Below are 2,294 nucleotides of genomic sequence, written 5' to 3'. Positions count from 1 at the left end.
CAACCACAGTGACCATGCTGCCCATCGACGCCATCAGGCCCAACGACGCCAACCCCCGAAGCGAGATAGGAGACGTGTCGGAGCTGGCCATGAGCATCGCGTCCCAAGGCATACAGCAGGCCCTGGTCGTCACACCGGCGAACCAGGAGGGGCGGCACACCCTGGTCATCGGACACCGGCGGCTGGCGGCCGCCGAGCAGGCCGGCCTTGCAACCGTGCCCTGTATCATCACCGACATGGACGAGCAGACCCAGGCGGAGGTGATGCTGGTAGAGAACATACACCGTGACCAGCTCACCGCCCTGGACGAGGCACGCGGATACGCCCACCTCCTGGACCTTGGCGAAGACGTGGACCAGATGGCCAAAGCCACTGGCCGCAGCCGCAGCACCGTGCAGCGACGGCTCAAAATATCGTCCATCGACGACGAGAAAATACTCGCGCTGCCATCCCAGCTGAGCTTCGAGGAATTGGAAACGATAGCCGACTTCCGCGACGACGAAGGCCTGCAAGACCAGCTCATCAAAGCCGCAGGCACCAACAACTGGAACATGACACTGCACCAGGTCCAGGCCAAACGGTCGCTGGACAAGTGGATCGAACAGGCCCAGGAAGCCATCAAGCAGGCCGGGCTGCCCATCGTGCCGCTGACACCATCACAATCCTGGTCTGACCCGGAAGGTTGGCGCACCATCGCCCGATTCTCCCCGGATACCGACCCCGACCCCAAGCAGGCCCTCGACACATGGCTGGAGGAATGGGAAGGCGACAAACCCACGGCCGCCGGACTGCTCGACCGTGGCGGACAGTGGCGCGTCAAAATCACCCTGCTGGAGCCATACACCCAACAGGACCAGGAGGACGAACGCCGGCAAAGAGAGGATGACCTGGCCAGGTGGCAAGCCGAACAAGAAGCCGAAATCGCACCGGCCAAGCAACTGGACACGGCAAGCCACGACCTGCGGCTGGCCTACACGCAACGGCTCATGTCCCTCAAACGCCCCGCCAAAAACCAGTCCCAGGCCCTGTCCATGCTGGTCATCGCCCAAGCGAGCCAACGCACCTGGTGGGTCAGCCGGGACCAGGTGCGGGACACATGGCGCGCCATCGTCCAGGACCAGGAAGCCGAGCTGGCGCAAAAGGCCGACCTTGACGAGAGTCGCCGCACCCAGACGGCCTTCGCCCTGTGCCACGCCATCATGGAGACACAGATCAACCACGAGACCTGGCGCAGCCAAGACGACATAGACGGCCTGCTCAAACCCCTCTACCGTGCCCTCCAAACCGCAGGCTACGCCATCAGCGACGAAGAGCAATCCGGTCTCGACGGCGACCTGGTGCCCCGACCTGAAGAGGAAGACAACGAAGGGAACGAAGATGAAACAGACGACGGCGACCAGGAGGAGGACACCAAAGAGTGAATGAACCCCGCAGCCGGCCCCGCCACCAAGCGGGGCCGGCTGCCGGCGGCGGCGCAGCGATGCCTCGCGCCACCCCACGGGGTGGAATCGGCATCGTCGAACGCCCCGCGTTCGGACAGCCAGACCGCAACGCGAGGAACGCACGACTGGTTTGTATGTGCAATTTGTACTACACTCATGGTCATGGAGATCGAGATAGAGCAATCAGCCCGCAAGCACGGCTGCGCCGACGACGAAATCAGGCACGCGGTCCTCCACTCCATAGGCCACGAACAAATCGAGGGCTACGGCGACGAGATGACGGTGGTCTTCGTCGGCCAGCCACACCCCGGGGCCCTACCCGACAACCTGCTCGAAGTCATCGTCAGCAAATGGCAGGACGGCCAGCTCCACGCCTTCCACGCCATGCCGCTGACCAGCCGGTGGCAACATCTCAGATACCAATAGACACAACCAACAAGGAGCCAGACCATGACCAACACACAGACACCCGCCGACAGGGCAGCACACGCCGAAGCACTCGACCGCATGGCCGACGCCGGCCAATTCACACCCATCGAAGGCACCCGGGTATACCGGGGCTACGACGCCGGCCCCCTGACCGACGACGACCTGCTCTCCATCTTCGCCGGCCGCCCCCGCGACGAACTCAAACAACCCACCAGCAAAACCTGGCAGGTACGCACCACCCCGGCCCTGGACCAATGGGCCGAAGCCGCCGTCAAAACAGAAGGCACCAACCTATCGGCACTGATCCGCCAAGCCACCGCCGAATACCTGGCACACCACTACCCAGGACTCCGAAGCCAGATGGCCTGACCCATCAGGGCAACATCATCAAGGGACCCCTCAACGGGGTCCCTTTTTCCATGC

3 protein-coding genes are annotated in these 2,294 nt (G+C 63.4%); all 3 read left to right on the top strand.

The genetic code is table 11. From position 1 onward, the window contains the following. On the top strand, positions 1–1,421 hold a 1,421-nt coding region (locus tag JF70_RS03485; protein WP_082069371.1), incomplete at its 5' end, for a ParB/RepB/Spo0J family partition protein. A gap of 183 nt (positions 1,422–1,604) precedes the next feature. After that, entirely contained in the window at positions 1,605–1,868 is a 264-nt protein-coding gene (locus JF70_RS08950; protein WP_141650026.1) for a hypothetical protein, read from the top strand. 24 nt (positions 1,869–1,892) lie between these two features. Continuing rightward, positions 1,893–2,240, top strand: a complete 348-nt coding sequence (locus tag JF70_RS08490) for a hypothetical protein (RefSeq protein WP_015022035.1) — start codon at positions 1,893–1,895, stop codon at positions 2,238–2,240. Positions 2,241–2,294: the final 54 nt, after the last annotated feature.

This window comes from Bifidobacterium mellis, from assembly GCF_000967265.1.
In the GTDB taxonomy this organism is placed as follows: domain Bacteria; phylum Actinomycetota; class Actinomycetes; order Actinomycetales; family Bifidobacteriaceae; genus Bombiscardovia; species Bombiscardovia mellis.
The sequence above is the reverse complement of the archived record's forward strand: the minus strand, read 5'-3'. Positions and strand labels throughout refer to the sequence as shown.

Excerpts from the sequence above, each read along its gene's own strand:
- JF70_RS08950 (WP_141650026.1), top strand. The coding sequence starts at position 1,605 with ATGGAGATCGAGATAGAGCAATCAGCCCGCAAGCACGGCTGCGCCGAC.
- JF70_RS08490 (WP_015022035.1), top strand. The coding sequence starts at position 1,893 with ATGACCAACACACAGACACCCGCCGACAGGGCAGCACACGCCGAAGCA.